Here is a 25,179-nt window from a genome sequence, read left to right as displayed (position 1 = left end):
TCACTGGTTCCGGGTGTCGTCTCCCCTCGCGTGCCGCCCTCGCCGGAAGCCGCCTTGAAGGCTCGTCATCCGCTCGCGCACCGCTTCCGGGGAAAGAGAGAGTATCGGCCGCTGCTCCGGCACCGCTCCGGGGCTCGCCGCCGAATCGGCGGCCTTCAGGAACGGCCAGGTGTCCTCGGCGCCGTCCTCCTGCTCCAGCTCGGCCGGTGTGGGCCACTCGTAGTCGGGTTCGATCGCGGCCGGCGGCGCGACGGGCGTCAGCCGCGGCTCGGTGTCCTCGTCGTCCGGGTTCGGCTCGGGCGCCGGCAGCGGGGGCGGCGGCGGAGGCGGGGGTGGTGGCGGCGGTGGCGGGCCCGCGGACAGCGCGTGCCGCGGCTCGGGCTGGACGGGCCGGGGTTCCTGCGCCACCGGGAGCGGTTCCACCGGCCGCCGCGGCGTCTCGGGTGCGGCCGCCCCGGGCGCCGCGGACGCGTCGAACCAGCGCGACAGGACGTCGCGGTAGGCCGGCATCCGCTCGGTCGGGGCGTCGAGGTCCAGGTGGGAGTCGTCGTCCGTGGTCGGCCACTCCGGGCCGTGGTCGCGGGCCACCACCGGGGCGCGGCGCGGCGGGCCCGCCTCGATCGACGGCGGCGTCAGCTCTTCCGGCTCCGGCTCGGGCTCGGGTTCCGGCGGCGTGAGCGGGGCCAGCGGGGCCAGCAGCTCCGGCTCGGGGGCCGCGGCGGGCTCGGCGGAGGGCGGCGGCGGACCCGGCATCGGCGGCAGCTCGACGATCAGGCCGGCCGGCACCAGCACGGTCGCGATCAGCCCGCCGTCCCGGCCCGCGCTCAGGCTGACGTCGATGCGGTGGCGCGTGGCCAGCGTCGCGACCACGAACAGGCCCATCCGGCGGGACACCTCGACGTCGACGTCCGGCGGGTTCGCCAGCCGCGCGTTGGTGCGGTCGATCTCGGCCTGCGGCATGCCGGCGCCGTGGTCGATGATCTCGATCTGCCAGTCGCCGTCGTGGGTTTCGGCGCTCGCGACGGTGACGGTCGTGTTGCCGGAGTAGCGCGTCGCGTTCTCCAGCAGCTCCGAGACGACGTGCACGAGGTCGTTGACGGCCTCGCCGCGGACCGCGACCTGCGGCGCCGGGCCCAGCTCGATGCGCTGGTAGTGCTCGACCTCCGAGAGCGCGGCGCCGACGATCTCGTCGGCCGCGACCGCGCCGGCGTCCTCGCGCGCCGAGTCCTGACCGGACAGGACCAGCAGGTTTTCGCTGTTGCGCCGCATCCGCGTCGCGAGGTGGTCGAGCTCGAAGAGCCCGGCGAGGGTGTCCGGGTCCTGCTCGTCGGCTTCCATCCGGTCGAGCACCGACAGCTGCCGCTCGACCAGGTCCTGGCTGCGCTGCGAGAGGTTGACGAACATCGCGTTGACGTTCTCGCGCAGCATCGCCTGCTCGCCCGCCAGCCGGACGGCTTCCCCGTGCACCGCGTCGAACGCGCGCGCCACCTGGCCGAGCTCTTCGCGCGTGAACACCGGGACCGGGGCGACGGCGAGCCGTTTCCGCAGGTTCTCCGGCGCGGGCTCGGGATCGGTGAGCAGGTTCTGCACGGCCGCGGGCAACCGGTGCTCGGCGACTTCGAGGGCGGTCCGGCGCAGGATCCGCAAGGGGCGCAACAGGGACCGCGCGATGACGACCGACAGCACGCCCGCGACGAGCAGGACGCCGAGCACGACGCCGCCGTCCCAGATCGCGGCCGCGCGTGCCTGCGCCGCCAGGGCATCCGTGCGTTGCTGCAACTGGACCAGCAGCGCCTGCTGCACCTGGTGGGCGAGGTTCACCGTGTGCGTCGCCGAGACGTCCCACTGGTTCGCGTCGAGGCCGTTGAGGTTCTGGCCGTTCTCGGTGCGGGTGAGCGCGGACTCCACCATGTCGTTGCCGATGTCGACGACCAGGCCGATCACCGTGTCGTCGAACATCCGCTGCTGTTCGGGCGTCGCGAAGGTGCGGTAGTCGTTGCGCGCGGCGGCCAGCTCGGCTTCGGCGCCGAGCAGCGCGCGCGTGCGGTCGCGGTTGAGGCTGCCCGCGGCGAGCGCCTCGGCCAGCACCGCGCGCTTGACCGACATCTGGTCCTTGATCCGGGCCAGCGCGTTGCCGGCCAGGCGCAGCCGCGCGAGCTCCGGGTCCGAGACGTCGGCGGCGGCCGAGTCGCTGATGTCGAGCAGACCCGAGATCAGCTCGCTGTAGGAGCGCAGGACGGCGTCGGCCGGGAACGCCGAGTGCTCCGCGGAGAAGCGGAGACCGCCGAGGACGCGCAACCTGTCATCGGTCTGTTGCAGGCTTTCCGCCGCCTTGGCGTCGAGCCGGGGTTTACTGTCGGCGAGGGTCCGTTCGAACGTGCCGATCGCCTGGTCGACGCGTTTGCGCTGACCGGTGAGGTCGGCGGTGTCGCCCTGGCGGTCCTGGGCGACGAACCGGACGGTGAGGTCGCGTTCGCGCTGCAGCTCGTGCAGGGCTTCGGCGACCGTGCTGTCCACGCGGCCGCGGGTGGCGAACTCCGCGAGCTGCCGGGCGTCGCGCAGGTCCGAGCTGATCCGCAGGCCGACGAGGGCGATCACCGCGAGCGCGGGGATGAGGAGGACGGCGAAGAGCTTCGTGCCGAGACGCCAGTTCCGGAGCCGCCACCGGCCACCGGCCGGACGTGGATCCGCCGCGTCGCCCTTGGGGGGACGCTGATCGCGACGGGTCACCTGGTTTCCTCTTCCACCGCGGGCGGGAACCCGCGTACCTGACGACACTCGAACCTACTGAACGGTAGCCCGCTCGATGAAGATCCGAAAGCCGCGCTGGCGCGATACGGCCCTGCCCGCGATCGTATGGGGCGCGGACCATACGATCCAGCACGAGAACCAGATTCTCGCGGTAGGTGAAGGTTCATGATCAGACGCGGACGGACGATTCCGCTGGTAGCGGCGCTTCTGGCGACCGCGGGGTGCAGCGTGTTCTCTTCCGGCGCGACCGCCACTCCGCCGCCATTGGAACGGACCACCCTGCGCGTGGGTGTGGGCAACGCCATCGACACGGCCCCGCTCCGGATCGCCGTCGCGGCCGGGAAGTTCGGTGCCACGGGCCTGAACGTGCAGCTCGTCGAGCTCGGCGGCGAAGACGGACTGGCCAAGGTCACCGCCGGTGACCTCGACGTCACCTTCACCTCCGACGTCGCGATGTTCCGCGCCGCGGCCGGCGGGTCGACCCTGCAGCTGCAGGGCGAGGCGTACACGTCCGGCCCCAACACGATGGCGCTGGTCACCCTGCCCGGCTCCGACTACACCGTGCCGACGTCGAAGAAGGCGCCCGAGATCGCGGTGAACATGCTCGACGACGTCGGCGCGCTGGCCGCCCGCTCGGTGCTCGGCACGGCGGGCGTCGACGTGGCGAAGATCAAGTTCAAGCAGGTGACGTTCGACGGGATGCCGCAGTCCCTGCAGGCGGGCGACGTCGACGCGGCCCTGATGATCGAGCCGTACATCACCCGCGCCGAGAAGGACCTCGGCGCCCACATCCTCGCCGACGGCGCCCGCGGCGCGACGCTCGACTTCCCGCTGTCGGCGTACGCGTCGGCCAAGCCGTTCGCCCAGGCCAACCCCCGCACCCTGGCGGCGTTCCGCAAGGCACTGGGAGCGGCCCAGCAGAGCGCGACCGACCCGGCCATCGTCCGCGACGCCCTCCCGAAGTTCTCGGACATCGACACGACCACGGCAGCCCTGATCTCCCTCGGCTCGTACCCGGCGTCGCTCAACGGGATCCGCCTGCAGCGCGTCGCGGACCTGATGCACAACTCGGGCCAGCTCGCGGACCGCCTCGACGTCCAGTCGCTGCTCCCCGACCAGAACAGTTATTAGCTGTCACCAAACTTGCACTTGGTCTACTTTTGCACTCAGTCTACTTGAGGAGTGCATGATGACCGACGTCCTGATCGCCGGAGCCGGCCCGACCGGACTGATGCTCGCCGCCGAACTCGCCCTCGCCAGCGTCGACGTGACCGTCCTCGAACGCCGCGAGGGCCCTGGCCTGCCGCGGCCCGTCGGCCTCCAGCCCCGCACCGCGGAACTGCTCGACCTGCGCGGCCTGGACACCGGCCCGGAGCTCGACGGCCCCAGCGGGCACTTCGCCGGTCTGCCGGTCGCGCTCGACCACAGCGTCTGGCGGACCCGACACCCCCGGGTCCTCAACCGCACGCAGGACGACGTCGAGGCGATGCTGGCCGAACACGCCGTGAAACACGGTGCCGTCATCGAGCGCGGCCACGAGGTGACCACCGTCGACACCGACGCGGACGGCGTCACCGTCGACGGCCGCCGGGCCCGCTGGCTCGTGGCCTGCGACGGCGCGCACAGCACCGTCCGGCGGCTGCTCGGGGTGCCGTTCCCCGGCCGCACCGAGACCTACGTCGCCACGCTCACCCACATCCGGCTCGCCGCCGCGTCCGAGCTCGTCCCGGCTCGCGCCGCGCACTTCAGCCAGGTGACGCGGCAGGCGAACGGCCACTGGTCGATGCTCACCCCGCTCGGCGACGGCGCTCACCGCTTCGTGTTCGGCTCCACGACGAAGCAGCCAGGCCGCGACGCGCCGGTGTCGGACGCCGAAGTGACCGAAGCGCTGACAGCCCTGTACGGCCCCGAGACGCGCTTGGGCGAGGTGTACGGCGCTTCGCGCTTCAACGACGCGACGCGGCAGCTGGAGCGCTACCGGCACGGCCGGGTCCTGTTCGCCGGCGACGCCGCGCACATCCACCCGCCGCTCGGCGGCCAGGGGCTCAACCTCGGCGTCCAGGACGCGATGAACCTCGGCTGGAAGCTGGCCGCGACGGTCCGCGGCACGGCACCGTCCGGGCTGCTCGACAGCTACCACGACGAACGCCACCCGGCCGCGGCGCGCGTCCTGCGGCACACGGCGGCGCAGCGCGTCTTCACGACGCCGGACCGCGATGAGAACGTCGAAGCGCTGCGCGAGATCGTCGTCGACCTCATGCGGACGCCGGACGGCAACCGCTACTTCAGCGGGCTGCTCTCCGGGCTGGGCCACCCGGACCGCGTCCCCGACCTCGACCTGACCACGGCGGACGGCCCGACGCGGCTTTCGTCGCTGCTGCACGACGGCCGCGGGCTGCTCCTCGACCTCGGCGACCACTCGACACCGCCCGGCTTCCGCGGGCAGGTCGACGTCGTCCGCGCGGCCACCGACGACGACGCCTACCGCGGCCGGCTCCTGCTGATCCGCCCCGACGGCTACGCCGCCGACCCCGCCGACCTGGTCCGCTGGTTCGGCTAGATGTTCTCGCCCGGCGGCGCCAGGCACACGGTCCGGCGCGGCGGGCCCGGGTAGCTCAGCACCTGGTCGGCGTCCGGGCAGCTCTCCTCGCCGCGGTAGCCGGTGATCACCTCGGCGCGTTCCTTGGCCGCCGGGTCGTTGCAGCTCACCTTGCCGATCGTGGCCTGGTCGTCGACGTCGCGCAGGCACTCGCCGGTGCTGACGTTCAGCGCCAGGCAGAGCGTGCGCCGGGCGGTCGCGGCGGTCCCGGTGATCTGGAACCGCACGTAGTCGCCGGAGCCGCAGCGGAACGTCCCGGTGTAGCTGTCGTCGACCTTGTAGGTCGCGCTGTCCGTCCCGCAGCCGACGCGGTGGTAGGCGAGCGAGCCGCCGGTCTCGCGGGTCAGGTACAGGCAGTCGCCCTCGCCGGGCGGGCCGCTGCGGTCGGCCCAGTAGATGGTCATCGCGCCCAGCGAACCCAGGGCCAGCGCCAGGACGACGCACGCGGCGAGCGTGATCTTCACCTTCGTGGTGAACCAGTGCGGGATCGGCTGCCGGCCGGGCACCGGCGGCGGCATCGGCGGGGGCGCCGTCGCGTGGTCCGGCGACCGGAACGGGTTGTCGTCGAACGGTGGTGTGGTCAACGTGCCCTCCAGTGATCCCCTCGGCAAATCGTCCCACCGGCGACCCGCGACGGGAGCGGGCCGGAGCGAGCCACGTATAACAGTAGTTGTGACTGATGGCCCGCTGATCGTCCAGTCCGACAAGACCGTGCTCCTGGAGGTCGACCACCCCCAGGCCGGTGACGCGCGCGTCGCGATCGCGCCGTTCGCCGAGCTAGAACGCGCCCCGGAGCACGTCCACACCTACCGGATCACCCCCCTGGCCTTGTGGAACGCGCGTGCCGCGGGCCACGACGCCGAGCAGGTCGTCGACGCGCTGACGACGTACTCGCGCTTCCCGGTGCCGCAGCCGCTGCTGATCGACGTCGTCGACGTGATGGGCCGGTTCGGCCGGCTGCAGATCGCCAACCACCCGGCGCACGGCCTCGTCATGTCGACCACCGACCGCGCGGTGCTGACCGAGGTCTCCCGGAACAAGAAGATCAGCCCGATGCTCGGCGCCCGGATCGACGACGACACGGTCATCGTGCACCCGTCCGAGCGCGGGCGGCTGAAGCAGGCGCTGCTGAAGGTCGGCTGGCCGGCCGAGGACCTCGCCGGGTACGTCGACGGTGAGGCGCACCCGATCGCCCTCGACGAGAAGGACTGGCACCTGCGGGACTACCAGCGGATGGCCGCGGACGCGTTCTGGGCGGGCGGTTCCGGTGTCATCGTGCTGCCGTGCGGCGCGGGCAAGACCCTCGTCGGCGCGGCGGCGATGGCGAAGGCACAGGCCACGACGCTGATCCTGGTGACGAACACCGTCGCCGGGCGGCAGTGGAAGCGCGAGCTGATCGCGCGGACGTCACTGACCGAAGAGGAGATCGGCGAGTACTCCGGCGAGAAGAAGGAAGTCCGGCCGGTCACCATCGCGACGTACCAGGTGGTCACGCGCAAGACCAAGGGCGAGTACCGGCACCTGGAGCTGTTCGACTCGCGCGACTGGGGCCTGGTCGTCTACGACGAGGTCCACCTGCTGCCGGCGCCGGTGTTCCGGATGACGGCGGACCTGCAGTCCCGCCGTCGCCTCGGCCTGACCGCGACGCTGGTGCGCGAGGACGGCCGCGAGGGCGACGTCTTCTCGCTGATCGGGCCGAAGCGCTACGACGTGCCGTGGCGCGACATCGAGGCGCAGGGCTGGATCGCGCCGGCGGAGTGCACCGAGGTCCGCGTGACGCTGACCGACGCGGAGCGCCTGGGGTACGCCACGGCCGAGGCCGACGAGCGGTACAAGCTGGCGGCGACGGCGCAGACGAAGACCCCGGTGATCAAGTCCATCGTGGAGAAGCACGCCGGCGAGCCGACGCTGGTGATCGGCGCGTACCTCGACCAGCTGGAGATGCTCGGCGACGAGCTCGACGCCCCGGTGATCCAGGGCGCGACCCGCAACAAGGAGCGCGAGGAGCTGTTCGACAAGTTCCGGCGGGGCGAGATCAAGACGCTGGTGGTGTCGAAGGTCGCGAACTTCTCGATCGACCTGCCCGAGGCGTCGGTCGCGATCCAGATCTCCGGGACGTTCGGTTCCCGCCAGGAGGAGGCCCAGCGCCTCGGCCGGCTCCTGCGGCCGAAGGGTGACGGCCGCCAGGCGCACTTCTACTCGATCGTCTCGCGCGACACGGTCGACACGGAGTACGCGGCGCACCGCCAGCGGTTCCTCGCGGAGCAGGGGTACGCGTACCACATCGTCGACGCGGACGACCTGCTCCGGCCGCTCTGATGGCCCTGCTCGACGACCTCGCGCTGGCGTCCACCGCCACGGGTGCGCTGCTCGACCGGGTCGAGCCCGGGCAGTGGACGGCGCCGACCCCGTGCGACGAGTGGACCGTGCGGGACCTGACGGGCCACCTGGTCGGCATGGACCTCGTGCTCACCGCGATGTTCGCCGAGCAGCCGCCGCCCTCCCGCGACGTCGACCACCTCGGCGCCGACCCGGCCGGGGCGTTCCGCCGGTCGTCCGCGGCGCTGCTGGCCGCCGCTTCGGTGCCGGACGTCCTCGACCGCGTCCAGACGACGCCGGTGGGCACCACGACCGGCGGGGAACGGGTCCGGTGGCGGATCGCCGACCTGCTCACCCACTGCTGGGACCTCGCGCAGGCCACGGGATCGGCGGCGGACGTGCCGGCGGACCTGGCCGAGCGGACACTTTCGTTCACCCGGGCCCAGCTGCCCGCGCAGCAGCGGGGCAGCCGGTTCGCCGAACCGCGGCCGGTGGCGGAGCACGCGCCGGTCCTCGACCGGCTGGCGGCCTTCACCGGCCGCGCCGTCCCGTGGCACCCGGCGCCCTGATCCCGACACGGCAGTGCGGGCCACGCCCCCTCGACGTGGCCCGCACTTCCGCGTGGATCAGTAGTTCGTGAGCTGGAAGCCGCTCACCCCACCGGTCTGCTCGACCCACGTGCCGTACGGGCCGCCGTCCTTGACCGTCAGCGAGCCGTCCGCGCGCAGCACGCCCACCCGGCCGGTGGGGGCGTCGACCTCGATCTCGGCCGCGCCCGAAAGCTGGTTGATCCAGCCCGCGTACAGGTTGCCCTGCTTGACCGAGGCGAGTCCGTCGGTGAAGACGACCCCGAGGTAGTCGCCGGACAGGTCGACCTGCTTCACCCCGGACGTCTGCTCGACCCAGGCGCCGTAGAGGCCGCCTTCCTTGACCGTCAGCGAGCCGTCGGTGCGCACGACCGCGAGCCGGCCGGTGCTCGCGTCCACTTCGACGTCGGCCGCGCCGGGCAGTTCGTCGACCCAGCCCGCGTACAGGTTGCCCTGCTTGGCGAACACCTTGCCGTTGTTGTCGACGACGGCGATGTAGTCGCCCGAAAGCTCGACTTCCTTGGCGTTGTTGGTTTCCTCGACCCAGCCGCCCTGCAGGCCGCCCTCCTTCACAGCGACGGTGCCGTCGGTGCGCAGGACGGCGATGCGACCCGCGGCCGACTCGAGCGCGAAGTCCTTGACGCCGCTCGCCTGGTGGACCCACTGCTGGTACAGGTTGCCCTGCTTGACGAACAGGTCGCCGTTGCCCGTGAGCACGCCGACCATGTCACCGTGCACTTCGGACTTGACCGCGCCGCCGCCGTACACGTTCGTCCAGCCCTCGAAGAGGTTGCCTTCCTTCACCTGCACCGAGCTGTCCCCGAACCGCACGCCGAGACGCGCGGTCACGGGCTTCTGCGGCTCGGACAGCCCGACCGGGCTGACGAACGCGGAGATCTGCTGGCCGGCGAGGTACTGGCCGACCCGGCCGGGCCCGGACCCGAACTCGACGCTGGTGGTGCCGGGGCCGCCGCTGCCCCAGTTGCCGTTGATCGTGCGGATCGTGCCATCGGCGTTGACCGTGTCGACCATCCCGACGTGGTCGGCGTAGCCGTTGCCCTGGTAGTTGAAGACGACGGCGTCCCCCACCTGCGGGACGTAGCCGGAGTCGGTGTGCAGCGTGCCCTTTTGCTGGCCGTACAGGTAGAAGCTGCCCGCCGCGGCGGTGAGCCGGTCGACGTCGAGGTTGCGGTTGCCCCACACCCATCTGACGAAGTCGGCGCACCACGCCCACTGCATCCGGCAGCTGTCCATGAACCCGGTACCGCCGAGGCTGTTGGTGCTGCAGGTCTGCTTGTGCAGGTTGGCCGCGGCGAGGTCGCGGACGTCGGTGCGCGTGTCCGCGTGGGCCGGGACGGCGCCCAGCAGTGCGAGGACGGTGGCGGCGAGGACGGTCGTGGTGACGCGTTTGAGCGACATGACGTTCTCCTTGAAGGGAATCAGCGGGTGCAGTTGATGGCGCCGTCGGCGACGGGGAGCGAGCCGCCGTTGAAGTAGGCGAGCGCCTTCTTGTAGTCCGCGCACCGGTTGAGCGACTCGGCCGGGTCGATCGCGTAGGAGTAGCCGATCGCGCGGCCCACCGCGCCCATGTCGTAGTTGTCCGCGGCCGCGTTGATGTTGTGGGAGCTCCAGTACCAGCGGGCGATCTTGGCGCTCCAGTCGAGCGACGCGGCGGCGTCCGGGTTGCCCAGGAGGTCGTAGCCGAGCGCGGTACCCGCGGACCGGTAGTTGAAGTCGTTGGTCAGCTGGATGAAACCGCGTCCCCGGTACAGCTCGGAGTTCCCGGCTTCGCCCGCGTTGTAGCGGAAACCGCTCTCGTGCTTGAGCGTGGCGAGCAGCGCGGCCTTGCGGCTCGGCGTCGTGATGCCCCCGGCCGTCATCTCGGCGTTGAGGCTCGGCAGCCCGGCCGCGACGGTGTCCGTAGCGTAGGTGGAGCCGTAGACGGCGGTGATGTCGGCCAGCGAAACCTGGCCACCCGTCGAAGGCGCGCCGGCGGCGGCGAGGGCCAGCTGCTGGACGCCGCCGGTCTGCTCGACCCACGTCCCGTAGAGGCCGCCGTCCTTGACCGTGACGCTGCCGTCGGTGCGCAGCACGCCGATGCGGTCACCGGCGATCTGGAGGTTGGCGGCGCCCGGGAGCTGGTTCACCCAGCCCGCGTAGAGATTGCCCTCCTTGACGGTCGCGAGCCCGTTGCCGAGCACGACCCCGATGCGGCTGCCGGACAGCTCCAGCTGCTTGACCCCGGAGACCTCTTCGACCCAGGAGGACCACAGGTTCGACTCCTTGACCGCCACGGTCCCGTCGGTGCGCAGGACGCCGACCCGGTCGGCGGAGAGCTCGAGGTCGGCGACCGAGCCCATCTGGTCCACCCACGGCGCGTAGAGGTTGCCTTCCTTGACCGTCGCCAGGCCGCTCTCGAACACGACGCCGACCCGGGTCGGGGTCAGCTCCAGGTCCTTGACGCCGCTGGTCTCCTCCACCCAGGGCGCGTCCAGCGCGCCGTCCTTCACCGCGACCGTCGTGTCGTCGCGCACCACGCCGATCCGGTTGCCGGCGAGCCGGAAGTCGCGGACACCGCCCGCTTCCTCGACCCAGTTCGTCCAGAGGTTGCCTTCCTTGACGAAGAGCCGCGAATCCGTGGTCAGCACGCCGATCCGGTCACCCGCGATCTCGAACTTCCGCACCCCGTCCATCTCGGGAACCCAGGAGTCGTAGAGGTTCCCCTCCTTCACGAGCAGCTTGCCGTCGGCCAGCACGCCGATGCGCTGAGCGCCCGGCGGCAGCTCCCCGGCCGACGCCGTCGCCTGCAGCCCGCCGATCGCGAGGCCCGCGACAAGCGCCGCGGTGGTCACCGTGATCCTGACCGAAGACATGGTCGATCCCTTCTTCACCATGGGAAATCCGCACCGTCCCCTGTTCTCCTTCGGGACGGGACGAGCCTCTCCCGGCGGGGTCAAAGAAACCTGAAAGCCGTTCTTCAGCTGCCGACCGGGCGGACGGCAGTCGCGAGCCGGCGTGGTTCCTGAGCCTCCCGGCTGCCGTGCAGCCGGAAGAGGCCCTCGGCCTCCGTCCACGCCGCTTCGGCGCCCGCGGTCTCGCCGAGGGCTTCGAGCGTCGTGGCGAGATCGCGCAGGGCGCGGGCCCGCCAGACCGGCAGCACGAGCGCGTCCCACCACTGGACCGACCGTTCGAGGTGGGCGCGCGCTTCGGGGAACCGCCCGGCGGCCAGCTCGAGCTCGCCGAGGGTGCGCAGCATCAGGCCCTGGCCGAAGCCGTCCTGCATCTCGTGGCACGTGGTGAGGCACGCGAGCATGGCGTCGCGCACCTCGTCACCGCGTCCCTGGCGGATGCGGACCTTGACGAGCGCCTGCACGGCGTACGCGGACATCAGCGGGTCGTCGGCGCCGCGCAGCAGGTCCACCGCCTCTTGGCTGTAGCGGGCCGCTTCGCCGAGCCGTCCGGCGGCGCGGTGCACGAGGCTCAGCGAGCGCAGGGCGACCGCCCGGCTGGTCGCGTCCGCGTACCCCGCCACCGCGGCTTCGGCGGCGACGAGCGCGTCGGCCAGCTCGCCCTGTTCGGTGAGGACGCGGCCGAGCCCGTGCAGCGCCTCGACCTCCGCCTGTTCCTCGCCCAGCTCCCGCAGCACGGGCAGGACGAGGTCGAGGGAGTGCCGCGCCTGGGCGAACTGGCCGTACTCGCACTGCACGGTGCTGAGGTCGAGGCGGCTGACGGCCTGCCCGTGCCGGTCGCCGCCGAGCTCGTACGCGGCGAGGGCCTGCTCGTGGTAGGCGATCGACTCGTCGAAGCGGTCCTGCTCGTAGCGCAGCCAGCCCAGGCCCGACAGCAGCCTGGCCTCCCCGGTGCGGTCACCGGTCCGCCGCGCGGCCGCGAGCGCCGCGTTGTGCGTGCGCCACCACTGGCCGAACAGGTTGCGCACGGCGAACACCGACGAGCACAGCGCCGCGGCCAGCCGGGTGGCGACGTCGGTGAGGTCCAGCCCGCTGACGCGCTCGACCACGCCGACGAGGCCGGTCTGCTCGGCGTCGAACCACGCCTCGGGGTCGGTCAGGATCTCGTCGATCCGCGCCGGGTCGAGGTACCGGACCAGCGCGCCCGTCTCCGCGGGGACGTGCGGCGCCCGGCGGCCCGCGAGCTCGACCAGCTCGAGCCAGCACTCGGCGGCCCGCGCGGTGACCGCCTTGACGTCGGCCGAGGACTCCTCCGCTTCCCCGCGTTCGCGGGCGAAAGCGCGCGTCAGGTCGTGGATCTGGTAGCGCGCCGCACCGCCGTCGTCCACTGTGGACAGGTCGAGCAGCTGGGCGTCGACGAGCCGTTCGACGGCTTCCTCCGCCTCGTCGGCGGCGCAGTCGAGCAGCGGCGCGGCGACCCAGGCGCCGAACGAGGAGACATCGAGCAGTCCGAGCCGGCGCAACGTGGTGCGTTCCCGTTCGCCCAGGTCGTCGTAGCTGAGGGCGAGGCTGCCGCGCACCTCCAGGTCGCCGAGGGTGAGCTCCTCCAGGATGCGGTGCTGCACGCGAAGGCGTTCGGTGAGCTTGCCGACCGGCCACTGAGGCCGGGCGGCGAGCCGGGCGCCGGCGATGCGCACGGCGAGCGGCAGGTTGCCGCACAGGCGCACCAGCTCGCGGGCGGCCTCGGGCTGCTCCGCCACCCGCGTGCCGCCGGCGACCCGGCTCAGCAGCTCCAGCGCTTCCGCCTCGTCCAGGACGGGCAGGTGCAGGTGGGTGGCGCCGCCGACCGCGCCGAGGCGTTCCCGGCTGGTCACCAGCGCGGCGCAGGTGTGGCCGCCGGGCAGCAGCGGGCGGATCTGGCGTTCGTCGGACGCGTCGTCCAGGACGACGAGGATGCGCCGGTCGGCGAGCAGCGTGCGGTAGAGCTGGGCACGCTCCTCCAGGCGCGCCGGGCAGTCCTGGTCCGGCACGCCGAGCGCGCGCAGGAACCCGGCCAGCACCTCGGCCGGGTCGCCGCGGACGACCTGCACGCCGCGCAGCGAGGCGTAGAGCTGGCCGTCGGGGAAGTGCTCGCGCACGCGGTGCGCGACGTGCGCGGCGACGGTGCTCTTGCCCGCGCCAGGTTTGCCGTAGACGGCGCACAGCCGCGACCCGGCGTCCGGTTCGGCCAGCGCCCGGGTCAGCTCCGCGACTTCGCGCGCGCGTCCGGTGAAGTCGGCGATGTCGAAGGGGAGCTGGCTCGGGACCCGTTGGTTCTCTCGCCGCGAACGTCCGGCCGGCCGCTCGTGTTCGTCGCGCAGGACGCGCTCGTGGGCGGCCTGCAGCACCGGGCCGGGTTCCAGGCCCAGCTCACCGAGGAGCGCCGCCCGGCCGTCCTGGTAGCAGGCGAGGGCGTCCGCCCGGCGGCCGCTCTGGTGCAGCGCGAGCATGAGCTGGGCGCGCAGACGTTCCCGCAGCGGGTGCGCGGCGACGGCCGCGGTCAGTTCCGGGACGAGGGAATCCCCTTCGCCGGTCTCGAGTTCGACGTCGACGCAGTCTTCCAGCGCGGCGACGCGCAGTTCGTCCAGCCGGGCGCGTTCGTTGTCCGCCCACCGGCCCTGCGTGCCGCCCAGCGCGGTCCCCCGCCACGCGGCGAGGGCGTGCCGGATGAGGGCGACCGCGCGGTCCGGTTCCCCGGCGGCCCGCGCGCGGCGGCCGGCCGAGAGGTCGTGGTTGAAGGCGTGCAGGTCGACCTGGTCGAGGTCGACGGCCAGCCGGTAGCCACCCCCGCTGCGCGCTATGACGTCGGGGTCGCCACTGCCCGCCAGCGCCCGCCGCAGGGCGGAGACGTAGGTGTAGACGGTGGCGCGGGCCCGGTCCGGCGGATCCTCGCCCCAGATGGCGTCGATCACCTGCTCGAGCGGGACGACGTGCCCGGCGTGCACGGCCAGCAGCGCGAGCAGGGTGCGCGGCTTAGGGCCGCCGAGGCCGATGACCCGGCCGCCGACCGCCACCTCGACCTGCCCCAGCACGTGGAACTCCATGCACCCTCTCCGCTGCCCGTTCGTCCTGGACGAGCCTGGCAATCGATCACCGCCCAGGCAAGATCCGCACCGGTGACCGGTCTGTCGGGTTCGTCTCGTCGTGCCCGGCCACCCCTTCGGCCCAACGGCGTGTCTCAGCAACACCTTGTGTCACACGAGTATCAGCAACGCTCTGACCTGCACTTTTGCGGATTCACTCGAACGGATGAGCGGCCGGATCGCTGGAAATTGTCGGACCCTCGAACTACTGTTCGAGGTGCAGTAGCCGAACACAAGTTCGAGGGGACGTCCATGACGATCGCACCGCTCCGCCCCGGTACGCCCGCACCGCCGGTCCAGACCCTGCCACCGGGCTCGTGGCACGGCCGGCTGTGGGTGTCCGACCTGCCCCTGACCCGGCCCGAGCGCTACCTGGGCTGCGTGGCCGAGTTCGAGCGGTCGGGGTTGTGGCCGGTGCTGATCCCCCACGACCAGCGTTTCGCGGCCAACGGCGAAGACTGGATCGACGACCGAGGCCGCTTGGCCCCGGCAGGCCACCGAGTGGGATCGGCAGACCCGGCGGGAGCATTGAGCCGCTGGTGGGACACATCCTGCTGCGACGGCGCATGCCTCCGCCCATTCGGCGCCCGGTTCCCGGGCCTGGCGAAGCGAAGCCCCCGCAGGTCGGACCCATTGGCCGAGGCGGGCAACACGGGCTCGATCCTGTCGGCGCGCGCCCCGCACAGGCTGGGCCTGGTCCAGACCGAGCGCCCGGCGGACATCCCGGCCCTGCTGGGCTGGACGGGCATGATCAAGTGCACGGACCAGGTGGCCGAGCTGTCGGCGGTATTGCGCAGCTGGGAGGACCGTTTCGGGGCAACGCTGGTGGTGCTGGGGTTCGACACGCTGGAGCTGTCGGTATCGGCCCCACCGAGGAACCAGGCGAGGGCATTGACGGTGGCGGCGGAGCACCGGGCGTTCAGCCTGCCGACCTTCGCGGGGCAGCCGGGGAACTTGAGGGAGTACGCGTCGGGGTTGGTGCAGTCGAGGGTGTGGCGGTTCTCCTGGGCTTGAGTCGGGGTGGAGGGATCGGAGCTGCCGGGCGGCGGGCCGCAGGCCGCGAAGCGGCGGGCCGCAGGCCGGCGGCCCGCCGGCGGCGGCGGGCCACGGGGCGGCGGCCCGCAGGGCGCAAGGCGGGCCGGGCCCGGTAGGGAAGCGGGGGCCGGCCCGGAGGGGCCGGAGCCGCGGGCAGCCGCGAAGCGGCGGGCCGCGAGGCCGGAGCTGCAGGCAGCCGGACGGGCCAGGGCTGGAGGGGCCGGGCGGCGGGCGCGAAGCGGCAGGCCGGAGCCGCGGCCGGCCAGCCGGCCGGAGGGCCGCGGGGCGGCTGGCAGGCAGGCCGCAGGGCACGGGCCTGCCAGGCGGGCAAGCGGGGCCATGGGCGCCGGGCCAGACCCGCAAGCCACCAGCGGCCCGAGACCACCGCAACCCAGCCCACCACCAACCGCCAGCAAACAAACAAACCGAAGACCGAAAAAGAGCTGGGAGGTCATCCCGTCGCCTGAGGCCGTCAAATCACTTCGAGCCAGGCCCGCAACCACCCCACCAAGGCAGGACAACAGCGCAACCTTGCGGGCCTGGCTCGAAGTGATAGGCCTCAATCAGGCGACGGGATGACCACCCAGCGACCCCAAAACAAACCCAACGACAAAAGCAACCCCCAGGCCATCCCAGAAGCCTGCCCGTCCGGCGAGGACAAAAGCGACAACCCAAAACCATGAGCAAACACCTCAAGGGCCCCATAAGACGCCCGTCCCCAAGATCAGGTCACCTGTCCCACCCCACAGCCCACCTGTCCGGGCACCACCCACACAGCCGAGTTTGGCCACCCCGTAGACCGGGAACCACCCCCCGCGGAAAGGCGGTGAGAACAATCGCCGAAATCCGCATAGGCACATCGGGCTGGCGCTACCCGCCATGGCGCGACGTGTTCTACCCCCACGGACTCCCCCAGCGGCGAGAGCTCGAGCACCTGTCCCACCGAATGAACACCGTGGAGATCAACGGCTCCTTCTACTCACTCCAACGCCCCGAGCGATACCGAGCGTGGTTCGACGAGACCCCAGCCGACTTCCTCTTCGCAGTCAAAGGCGGCCGCTTCATCACCCACATGAAGCAACTCCGGGACGTGGAGACAGCACTGGCGAACTTCTACGCCTCCGGAGTCCTCGCCCTCGGAGCGAAACTGGGCCCATTCCTCTGGCAGCTCCCACCCCGGCTGACGTTCGACCCCGACCGCCTCGCGAACTTCTTCGCCCTCCTCCCCCGCACGACGACCGACGCGGCAGAACTCGCCAAGAACCACGACGACAAGCTGAAGGGCACACCCCACCTCGAAGCCGGACCGCGCAAACCGTTGCGGCACGCCCTCGAAGTCCGCCACCCGTCCTTCGCCGAACCCGCGGCGAAGGAACTGCTGCGAAAACACGGGATCGCGCTGGTCGTAGCCGACACCGCCGGCCGGTGGCCGTTCCTCGAAGACCAGACCGCCGACTTCACCTACGTCCGCCTCCACGGCGACAAGGAGCTCTACGTCAGCGGCTACTCCGACGAGGCCCTCCGAGGCTGGGCGGACAAGATCCGGACCTGGCACGACGGCGGGAAGCGGGACGTCCACGTCTACTTCGACAACGACGTGAAGGTCGAGGCACCCCGCAACGCCGAGACCCTCGCCGAACTGCTCGGCATCGCTTCACCGAACAAGACAGTGAGTGGACAGTGAGCGCCATCGGCTTGAGTAACCACGCGGGCGGACCGGCTTGCGTGCTGTCACTGGGGGTCGGCACGCGGGCGGTCCGCCGCACACACTCCCCGCGTCAGCTCGCCGCGCCGACCAGGGCCGCCAGCTTCGCCCGGACGTCGTCCGCGTCCGGGTGGCCGATTTCCGTCAGCAGCCGGACCGAGCGGACCCAGCACTCCCTGGCCACCGCCCGATCGCCGTAGCGCAGGTGGATCGTGCCCAGCTGGGCCAGTACGTCCGCCGCCTCGTACTGCTCGCCCATCTCGAAGAACATCGAAACCGATGCGCGGATGCACGCGATCCCCTCGTCGACCCGGCCCAGCCCGACCAGCGCCAGCCCGCGCGTGTGCTGGGTGAACCGCGTGTCCACCGGCTCGCCGTCCGGGCCGAGCACCGCCAGCGCCGCGTCGGCCAGCCGCAGCGCCTGCTCGTGGTCGCCCATCGACGTGCAGATGTCGCCCAGCGCCCGCAGCACACTCGCCTCGAACGCACCCAGCCCCAGCTCGCGGACGATCTCCAGCGCCTGCATGCCGTGTTCGTACGCCCAGGCGTAGTCGTCGAGGTTGTGCGCCGCCATCGCCAGGTTGTACTGCGCCCGCGCCTCGCCCTCCCGCGCGCCGAGCTCGCGCTGGATCGCCAGCACCTGCTCCAGGAACCGCCGCGACTCGTCGTACTGCCGCGCGACGCCGTTGACGACGCCGAGCCCGCTCAGGATGCCCGCCTCGCCCGGCCGGTGGCCGCCGGCCTTCGCGGCTTCGAGCGCCACCGCGAACACCGAACGCCACTCGTCGAGCCGCGAGCGCGTCACGAAGTAGCTCTGCAGCAGCCACGCCAGCTTCCAGCAGACGTCGTCACGCCGGCGCCGCGCCAGGTGCACCGCGGCGATCAGGTTGCCGGCTTCCTCGCCGAACCAGTCCAGCGCGTCGTGGTACGACGCGAAGGTCAGGCCGCCGGGCGGGTCGTCGAGGTCCAGCAGCCGGTAGTAGCGCTCCGGCCGCATCCGCCGTGACGCGTTCAACGCCGACGCCAGGTACCAGTCCAGCAGCCGGTCCAACGCCGCGGCGCGCTGCGAAGCCGAGTCGACCTGCGAAGCGACTTCGCCCGCGTACGCCCGGATGAGGTCGTGGAACTGGTAGCGGCCCGGCCGCGGCTGGGCGAGCAGGTGCGCGGCGGCGAGGGTTTCCAGCATCGGCCGCGTCGCCGCGACGTCCAGCCCGGCGACCGCGGCCGCCGCCGGCGCGGTGAAGTCGACGCCGGTGGGCAGCCCGAGCAGCCGCAGCAACCGCGCCGCCCGCGGCTCCAGCGCCTGGTAGGAGTACGAAAACACCGAGCGGATGTTCGTCCCTTCGCCGTCGGCGAGGTCGAACGAGCCGAGCAGGTCGGCCTCGAGCGAGTCGATGAACTCGTCGAGCGCCAGGTCGGGGAACTGCGCTGCCCGCACGGCGAGGATCCGGATCGCCAGCGGCAGCCCGCCGCAGTGGCGCACGAACCGCTCGGTCGCGCCGGGGTCGCGCGCCACCCGGTCGAGGCCGATCGCCGACGCGAGCAGCTCGACGGCGTCCTCCTCGCCGAGCTCCTCCAGCGCGATCCGTCGCGCGCCGTGCGTCGCGACCAGCGCGCGCAGCTGCCAGCGGCTCGTGATCACGACCAGGCAGCCCGGCCCGGGCAGCAGCGGCCGCACCTGCTCGGTGCGGTTGGCGTTGTCGAGCAGGACCAGCAGCCGCCGTCCCGCGGTGTGCGTCCGCCAGCTCGCCGCGCGGCCGTCGAGGTCGCCCGGGATCTGGTCGCACGGCACGCCCAGCGCGGTGAGCATCGCCTCCAGCGCCGCGGACGGCTCGACCGGCTCGCCAGGCCCGTAGCCGCGCAGGTTGAGGTAGACCTGCCCGCCGGGGAACCGGTCGGCGATCTCGTGCGCGAAGTGCACGGCCAGGGTCGTCTTGCCGATACCGCCCATGCCCTCGACGGACGCGATCGGCGTCGACGTGTCGGCGTCGATCGCCTCCGGCAGCAGCGCGTGCAACGCCTTGAGGTCGCACTCGCGCCCGGAGAAGGCCCGCAGGTCGGCGGGCAGCTGGTGCGGCACCTGCGGTTCGACGCCGAGCCGGTACCGCGGCGGCGCGTGACCGTTGTCGGCGCCGGTGAGGATCGCCTGGCGGGTGCGCTGCAGCGACGGCCCGGGGTCGAGGCCCAGCTCCTCGGCCAGCACGGTGCTGATCCGGCGGTGGACGTCGAGCGCCTCGGCCTGCCGGCCCGACCGGTACAGCGCGACCATCAGCTGCTCGTGCAGCCGCTCCCGAAGCGGGTTCTCCCTGGTCAGCCGGGCCAGCTCGGGAATGACGGTGCCGTACTCGCCGACGTCGAGCAGGGCGTCCGCCCACTGCTCGCGGACGCGCAGCCGTTCTTCGGCCAGTTGCCCGGCCTCGTCGCGGTGCAGCGCGTCCGACTCGACGTTGAGCAGCGCCGCCCCACGCCACTGCCCGAGAGACTCGGCGAAGTGCGCGGCCGCTCGACGGCTTTCGCCGCGGTCCATCGCGGCCTTGCCCCGGATCGCGAGGGCGCGAAACCGGGAGAGGTCCAGCAGGTCGTCTTCGAGCTCGATCAGGTAGCCGCCGCTCTCGGTGCGGATCGCGACCTGGTCGCCGAGGGCGCGGCGCAGGCGCAGCACGTACGTCTGGAGCGCGCCCTTGGAGCGGCGGCGGTCGTCGTCCCAGAGCCAGCGGCCGAGCTCGTCGACCGGCACGACCCGGTTCGCGCGCAGCAAAAGCCCGGCCAAGACGATCAGCGGCCGGCTGCCCCCGAGCGGCACCGGGTGGCCGTCTGCCGTGACCTCGGCCGGACCCAGCACGCGGAAGTCGAGGACCACGGAGTCATTCTGGCCGGAAACGCGCTGTTCGGCACCCGTTTGCCAAAGTCGGGGATGGCATGATCGGCGACGATGAAGGTTTACGCGATCCCCCTGCGCAATCGCTTCCGCGGCATCACGGTCCGGGAAGGCGTCCTGCTGCCCGGCCCGGCGGGCTGGGGCGAGTTCTGCCCGTTCGCCGACTACTCGGACGCCGAGAGCGTCCCCTGGCTGCACGCGGCGCTCGAAGCGAGCGAGACGGGCTGGCCGGCGCCGGTCCGCGACCGGGTCGAGGTGAACACGACGGTGCCGGTCGTCGGCCCGGAGAAGGCGTACGAACTGGTCCGCGCTTCCGGCTGCCGGACGGCGAAGGTGAAGGTGGCGGACCCGCGTTCGTCGCCGGCGGACGACTGCGAGCGGGTGGCGGCGGTCCGCGACGCGCTCGGCCCGGCCGGCGCGGTGCGCATCGACGCGAACATGGCCTGGGACGTCGACACGGCGGTCCGCGCGATCACGGACCTCGACAAGGCAGCCGGCGGCCTGGAGTACGCCGAGCAGCCGTGCCCGACGATCGAGGACCTGGCGGCGGTCCGCCGTCGCGTGCCGGTCCGCATCGCGGCCGACGAGTCGATCCGCCGCGCGGAGGACCCGCTGGAGGTGGCGGTCGCGGGGGCGGCGGACATCGCGGTGCTGAAGGTGGCCCCACTGGGCGGGGTAAGCCGGGCGCTGGAGGTCGCGGAGGCGTGCGGGCTGCCGTGCGTGGTGTCGTCGGCGGTGGAGACGAGCATCGGCCTGGCCGCGGGCCTGGCACTGGCCGGCGCGCTCCCGGAGCTGGAATTCGCTTGTGGACTGGGGACGATTTCGTTGCTGGACGGCGACGTCTGTGCGGCGTCACTGTCCCCTGTGGACGGTTATCTGCCGGTGCCGCGCCAAGCTCCGGTGCCGACGGACGCGTATCAGGCGTCAGCCGAAGTGCGGGCGGCGTGGGAAGCCCGGCTCGAGCGAGTGCGCGCCCTGTCGTAGGCCCGCACCCTCGCGAGTACGTGGTTTTCCCCGAGGGCGAGTTCAGGGTCGGGGTCCGGGCCGTTCCCGATGTGGGCGGGGGTCCCCGGAAGTCAGTATTGAGCCATGACGAACAGCGTGTACACCCCCGAAACCACCAAGAAGCTCCGCCGCAGCACCAGCGACAAGATGCTCACCGGCGTCTGCGGTGGCTGGGCCACCTACCTCGGCATCGACGCCAGCGTGCTGCGCATCGGCATGGTCGCCGCCGTGTTCCTGTCGGTCGGCGTCGCGATCCCGGTCTACATCGCCGCCGCGATCCTGACGCCCGAAGAAGGCTCCTGAACCCGGGCGGGCGCCGGCTCGCAGGGGGAGCCGGCGCCCGCCGGATGATCGGGGGGTGCACCGATGAACGGCCCGGACGCCAAGGGGACGTCCGGGCCGTTCGGCGTAGTGCCGTGGGCCGACCGGCCCAAAAGGACACCGTGAACCCCGTACGAGGGGTTAGGGTTCGCGGTCGTGGATCAAGGAAGCAGGCAGGCCGCCAAGATCGTGGTCGGGGTCCTGGGTGGGCTCTACCTGATCGCGGGACTGGGACTGACCGCGTTCGCCGCCTTCTTCGCGCTCGCCTTCAACGACACCGGCAGCACGAGCGTCACGAAGACCGTCCTGTACACCGCCGCCGGATTCGCGATCTGGGTCCTGCTCACCGGAATCGGTGCGATCGTCGTCGCGATGGAGGCGGAAGAAGCGAGCACCGCGTGGCTCGGGGGCCTCGGGGTGCTCGCACTGGGCGTCGTGATCGTCGGCGCCTTCGCGGTCTGGTTCTTCACCCGGCCATGAAGAAAGCCCGGCCCGCCGAAGCGGACCGGGCTTTCCCGGAAAGCGCGTGGATCAGAAGTCCATGCCACCCATGCCACCGGACGGGTCGGCGGGAGCGGCCGAAGCCTTCTCCGGCTTGTCCGCCACGACGGCCTCGGTGGTCAGGAACAGCGCCGCGATGGAAGCGGCGTTCTGCAGCGCGGAGCGGGTGACCTTCGTCGGGTCCGGCACGCCGGCGGCGAGCAGGTCCTCGTAGACACCCGTGGCGGCGTTGAGGCCGTGACCCTGCGGCAGGCCCTTGACCTTCTCCACCACGACGCCGCCTTCGAGGCCGGCGTTGATCGCGATCTGCTTGAGCGGGGCCTCGACGGCCACCTTGACGATGTTGGCACCAGTGGCCTCGTCGCCCTCGAGCTTCAGACCGGCGAAGGCAGCCTCGGCAGCCTGGATGAGAGCGACGCCACCACCGGCGACGATGCCCTCTTCGACGGCGGCCTTGGCGTTGCGCACGGCATCCTCGATGCGGTGCTTGCGCTCCTTCAGCTCGACCTCGGTCGCGGCGCCGGCCTTGATGACGGCCACGCCGCCGGCCAGCTTCGCGAGCCGCTCCTGCAGCTTCTCACGGTCGTAGTCCGAGTCCGAGTTGTCGATCTCGGCGCGGATCTGGTTGACGCGACCCTGGATCTGGTCGGCGTCGCCCGCACCCTCGACGATGGTCGTCTCGTCCTTGGTGATGACGGCCTTGCGCGCCTTGCCCAGCAGCGACAGGTCGGCGTTCTCCAGCTTGAGGCCGACGTCCTCGCTGATGACCTGGCCACCGGTCAGGATCGCGATGTCCTGCAGGATCGCCTTGCGGCGGTCACCGAAGCCCGGGGCCTTGACGGCGACGGACTTGAAGGTGCCGCGCATCTTGTTGACGATGAGGGTGGCCAGGGCCTCGCCCTCGACGTCCTCGGCGATGATCAGCAGCGGCTTGCCGGACTGGATGACCTTCTCCAGCAGCGGCAGGACGTCCTTGACGGTGGAGATCTTGGAACCGAAGAGGAGGATGTAGGGGTCCTCCAGCTCGGCTTCCTGACGCTCCGGGTCCGTCACGAAGTAGCCCGAGATGTAGCCCTTGTCGAAGCGCATGCCCTCGGTGAGCTCGAGCTCGAGACCGAAGGTGTTGCTCTCCTCGACGGTGACGACGCCTTCCTTGCCGACCTTGTCCAGCGCCTCGGCGATCAGCTCGCCGATGGTGCGGTCAGCGGCCGAGATCGAGGCGGTAGCAGCGATCTGCTCCTTGGTCTCGATCTGGACGGCGGCCTTGTGGAGCTGCTCGGTGATGGCCTCGACGGCCGCCTCGATGCCGCGCTTCAGGCTGATCGGGTCGGCTCCGGCCGCGACGTTGCGCAGGCCTTCCTTGACCAGGGCCTGGGCGAGCACGGTGGCGGTGGTGGTGCCGTCACCCGCGACGTCGTCGGTCTTCTTGGCAACTTCCTTGACGAGCTCGGCCCCGATCTTCTCCCACGGGTCCTCGAGCTCGATCTCCTTGGCGATGGAGACACCATCGTTGGTGATGGTCGGCGCGCCCCACTTCTTTTCGAGCACGACGTTCCGGCCCCGCGGGCCGAGGGTCACCTTGACGGCTTCGGCGAGGATGTTCAAGCCACGCTCGAGACCGCGGCGGGCGTCCTCGTCGAACGCGATCAGTTTGGCCATTGCGGTGTGGTCCTCCGGTATTGGGCGCCACCGCCGCGCTGTCTTGCGTTGCAGCGGCGGCAGCAGGACTCTTTTCCTCGGCCAGGCTCGGTGCCCGCGACGGACGACTGGACCCGGGTGGGGGCCAGCCTCACCGTCCCGACCTTTGGCACTCGACGGCGTCGAGTGCCAACTCCGTGTTTAGCACTCTGCGGGGGAGAGTGCAAGAAGGCCAGCTCAGCGCGGCACGATCAAGCGGCGGTCAGTTGCCGGGCTTGATGGAGATCGACGTCGGCGGGGCGTTCAGCGACGACGTCGGGTTGGTCTGCGAGTCACCCGGGCCGACGGGGATGTTCGGGGCGGTCGTCGTGCCACCGCCGCCGCTGCCACCGTCGCTGAACAGGAAGATCGCGCCGACCACCAGGCCGGCCACGACGACCAGGCCCAGCACGATGAAGATCCACTTCTTGCCGCTGCTCTTCGGCTGGTGGAACGCGCCCGCGCCGCTCGCGGGCATCGGCGGGCGCAGCCGCATCGGATCGCCCGGCGGGCCGTAGCCCTGCGGGGGCATGCCCTGCGGAGGCATGCCCGGCTGCTGCGGGTAGCCGTAGCCCGGGGGCGGGCCCTGCTGAGGGTAGCCGTAACCGGGCGGCGGGCCCTGCGGCGGCATTCCTTGGGGTGGCATTCCTTGGGGCGGCATGCCTTGCGGCGGCATGCCCTGGGGTGGCCCCTGCGGCCCGGGCTGCTGGCCGTAGCCGGGCTGCTGCTGTCCTCCGTACGGATGCACGGGGGCCCCCTCTCCCTGCGGTGCGCTGTTCTGGTGCGGCCCCTGTTGTACCTGACCGGGGCGCTGCGGCGCGGGGATTCCACCCGAATTGGACCCGGGTGGGCCCGGTGGGGTGTCGGACGCAGCCTGGGCGCCGAGCGCGCGGCGGGCGGCCGCGATCAGCTCGACGCAGCTGGGGTAGCGGTCCGCGGGACTCTTGGCCATCCCCTTCCGGATGACCTCGTCGATCGCCGGCGGCAGCGCGACGGCGCGGGAGATCGCCGGCGGTTCGCCGTTGAGGTGGCCCTTGATCACGGTCGGCACGTCGCCCTTGAACGGCGGGCTCCCCGTCAGGCACGCGTACAGCACGCAAGTCAGGGCGTACTGGTCGGTGCGCCCGTCCAGCGGCTCGCCGCGCAGGTGCTCGGGCGCCGCGTACGTCGGCGAGCCGAGGAAGTCGCCGCCGCGCGTCCGGTGTCCCGTCGCGCCGCGGCGCGTCAGCCCGAAGTCGGCGACGTACACGTGCTCGCGCGAGGTCTCCTTCTTCGTCACGAGCACGTTGGCCGGCTTGACGTCGAGGTGGACCAGACCACGGTTGTGCAGGGTGTCGAGGGCGTCCGCGACCTGGTCGAGCATCGTCAGGGTGCGCGCGGGCGCGATCGGGCCGGCCGCGATCAGGTCGGCGAGATCGCCGCCGTCGACCATGCGCATGGCGATGTAGAGCATGCCGTCGAGCTCGCCGAAGTCGTACAGCGGCACGACGTTGGCGTGGTCGATCGCGGACGTGTTGCGCGCCTCGTCGACGAACCGCTCGCGGAACTCGGCGTCGGCCCCGAGGTGGTCACCGATGACCTTCAGCGCCACCTTCCGGCCGAGCCGCACGTCGGTGGCCTTGTAGGTCACACTCATGCCGCCCTTGCCGAGCACCCCGTCGATGCGGTAGTTGCCCAGCCGGCGACCGGTGAGGTCCCCCGACACATCGCCTGTCACGCCCGGCAGCCTAACGTCCCTGGTTCCGAGCCTGCCGGGGGTTCGCCAATCGG

At 71.9% G+C, this 25,179-nt stretch carries 17 protein-coding genes; 9 read left to right on the top strand and 8 right to left on the bottom strand.

Annotation, left to right across the window (positions count from 1 at the left end; all coding sequences use genetic code 11):
• Window positions 1-2,730: a sensor histidine kinase gene (locus ACZ7OU_RS10760; RefSeq protein ID WP_470254915.1), complete on the bottom strand. Its 2,730-nt coding sequence runs from the start codon at window positions 2,728-2,730 to the stop codon at window positions 1-3.
• Between the two features lie 186 nt (window positions 2,731-2,916).
• Here ACZ7OU_RS10760 and ACZ7OU_RS10755 point away from each other — a divergent pair, with 186 nt between their 5' ends.
• Together ACZ7OU_RS10755 and ACZ7OU_RS10750 are read left to right on the top strand one after the other, a co-directional pair.
• The gene (locus tag ACZ7OU_RS10755) at window positions 2,917-3,882 is read left to right on the top strand and encodes an ABC transporter substrate-binding protein (RefSeq protein ID WP_470254914.1); all 966 of its coding nucleotides are present in this window, start codon (window positions 2,917-2,919) and stop codon (window positions 3,880-3,882) included.
• 58 nt (window positions 3,883-3,940) lie between these two features.
• The gene (locus ACZ7OU_RS10750) at window positions 3,941-5,311 is read left to right on the top strand and encodes an FAD-dependent oxidoreductase (RefSeq protein WP_470254913.1); all 1,371 of its coding nucleotides are present in this window, start codon (window positions 3,941-3,943) and stop codon (window positions 5,309-5,311) included.
• Here the strand turns inward: ACZ7OU_RS10750 and ACZ7OU_RS10745 are convergent.
• Window positions 5,308-5,934 carry an LppU/SCO3897 family protein gene (locus ACZ7OU_RS10745; protein WP_470242162.1) on the bottom strand — a complete coding sequence of 209 codons (627 nt, stop codon included), beginning with the start codon at window positions 5,932-5,934 and terminating at the stop codon, window positions 5,308-5,310. The two genes, ACZ7OU_RS10750 and ACZ7OU_RS10745, sit on opposite strands and share 4 nt — an antisense overlap.
• Window positions 5,935-6,022: 88 nt before the next feature.
• Between ACZ7OU_RS10745 and ACZ7OU_RS10740 the strand changes: the two genes are divergently transcribed.
• Window positions 6,023-7,669, top strand: coding sequence for a DNA repair helicase XPB (locus ACZ7OU_RS10740; RefSeq protein ID WP_470242163.1), 1,647 nt, complete (start codon window positions 6,023-6,025; stop codon window positions 7,667-7,669).
• Window positions 7,669-8,238 carry a TIGR03086 family metal-binding protein gene (locus ACZ7OU_RS10735; RefSeq protein ID WP_470254912.1) on the top strand — a complete coding sequence of 190 codons (570 nt, stop codon included), beginning with the start codon at window positions 7,669-7,671 and terminating at the stop codon, window positions 8,236-8,238. The genes ACZ7OU_RS10740 and ACZ7OU_RS10735 overlap by 1 nt, the downstream gene beginning before the upstream one ends.
• Window positions 8,239-8,295: 57 nt before the next feature.
• Here ACZ7OU_RS10735 and ACZ7OU_RS10730 read toward each other — a convergent pair whose 3' ends face one another.
• The 3 genes from ACZ7OU_RS10730 to ACZ7OU_RS10720 form a co-directional block, all read right to left on the bottom strand.
• A complete protein-coding gene (locus ACZ7OU_RS10730) occupies window positions 8,296-9,675 on the bottom strand; it encodes a CHAP domain-containing protein (RefSeq protein ID WP_470242165.1) in 1,380 nt (459 codons plus the stop codon).
• Window positions 9,676-9,695: 20 nt separating this feature from the next.
• Window positions 9,696-11,129, bottom strand: a complete 1,434-nt coding sequence (locus ACZ7OU_RS10725) for a glycoside hydrolase family 19 protein (RefSeq protein WP_470254911.1) — start codon at window positions 11,127-11,129, stop codon at window positions 9,696-9,698.
• 104 nt (window positions 11,130-11,233) lie between these two features.
• Window positions 11,234-14,248, bottom strand: coding sequence for an AfsR/SARP family transcriptional regulator (locus ACZ7OU_RS10720; RefSeq protein WP_470254910.1), 3,015 nt, complete (start codon window positions 14,246-14,248; stop codon window positions 11,234-11,236).
• 291 nt (window positions 14,249-14,539) lie between these two features.
• Here ACZ7OU_RS10720 and ACZ7OU_RS10715 point away from each other — a divergent pair, with 291 nt between their 5' ends.
• Both ACZ7OU_RS10715 and ACZ7OU_RS10710 read left to right on the top strand, forming a co-directional pair.
• A complete protein-coding gene (locus tag ACZ7OU_RS10715; RefSeq protein ID WP_470242168.1) occupies window positions 14,540-15,301 on the top strand; it encodes a DUF4253 domain-containing protein in 762 nt (253 codons plus the stop codon).
• 847 nt (window positions 15,302-16,148) lie between these two features.
• A complete protein-coding gene (locus ACZ7OU_RS10710) occupies window positions 16,149-17,006 on the top strand; it encodes a DUF72 domain-containing protein (RefSeq protein WP_470242169.1) in 858 nt (285 codons plus the stop codon).
• Between the two features lie 94 nt (window positions 17,007-17,100).
• On the opposite strand, the gene ACZ7OU_RS10705 is transcribed toward ACZ7OU_RS10710, so the two are convergent.
• Entirely contained in the window at window positions 17,101-19,887 is a 2,787-nt protein-coding gene (locus tag ACZ7OU_RS10705; RefSeq protein ID WP_470254909.1) for an AfsR/SARP family transcriptional regulator, read from the bottom strand.
• Between the two features lie 72 nt (window positions 19,888-19,959).
• Here ACZ7OU_RS10705 and ACZ7OU_RS10700 point away from each other — a divergent pair, with 72 nt between their 5' ends.
• The 3 genes from ACZ7OU_RS10700 (at window position 19,960) to ACZ7OU_RS10690 (ending at window position 21,711) form a co-directional block, all read left to right on the top strand.
• Entirely contained in the window at window positions 19,960-20,889 is a 930-nt protein-coding gene (locus tag ACZ7OU_RS10700; RefSeq protein ID WP_470254908.1) for an o-succinylbenzoate synthase, read from the top strand.
• A 105-nt stretch (window positions 20,890-20,994) separates the two neighbouring features.
• Entirely contained in the window at window positions 20,995-21,213 is a 219-nt protein-coding gene (locus tag ACZ7OU_RS10695; protein WP_470254907.1) for a PspC domain-containing protein, read from the top strand.
• Between the two features lie 174 nt (window positions 21,214-21,387).
• The gene (locus ACZ7OU_RS10690; protein ID WP_470242173.1) at window positions 21,388-21,711 is read left to right on the top strand and encodes a hypothetical protein; all 324 of its coding nucleotides are present in this window, start codon (window positions 21,388-21,390) and stop codon (window positions 21,709-21,711) included.
• Window positions 21,712-21,762: 51 nt separating this feature from the next.
• On the opposite strand, the gene groL is transcribed toward ACZ7OU_RS10690, so the two are convergent.
• Window positions 21,763-23,391 carry a chaperonin GroEL gene (gene groL / locus ACZ7OU_RS10685; protein ID WP_155540626.1) on the bottom strand — a complete coding sequence of 543 codons (1,629 nt, stop codon included), beginning with the start codon at window positions 23,389-23,391 and terminating at the stop codon, window positions 21,763-21,765.
• Between the two features lie 241 nt (window positions 23,392-23,632).
• Window positions 23,633-25,126, bottom strand: a complete 1,494-nt coding sequence (locus tag ACZ7OU_RS10680) for a serine/threonine-protein kinase (RefSeq protein ID WP_470242174.1) — start codon at window positions 25,124-25,126, stop codon at window positions 23,633-23,635.
• Window positions 25,127-25,179 lie beyond the last annotated feature (53 nt).

This window comes from Amycolatopsis sp. NPDC114505 (assembly GCF_055633615.1).
Note: the sequence above shows the minus strand (reverse complement) of the source record. Positions and strands in the feature narration are given on the sequence as shown.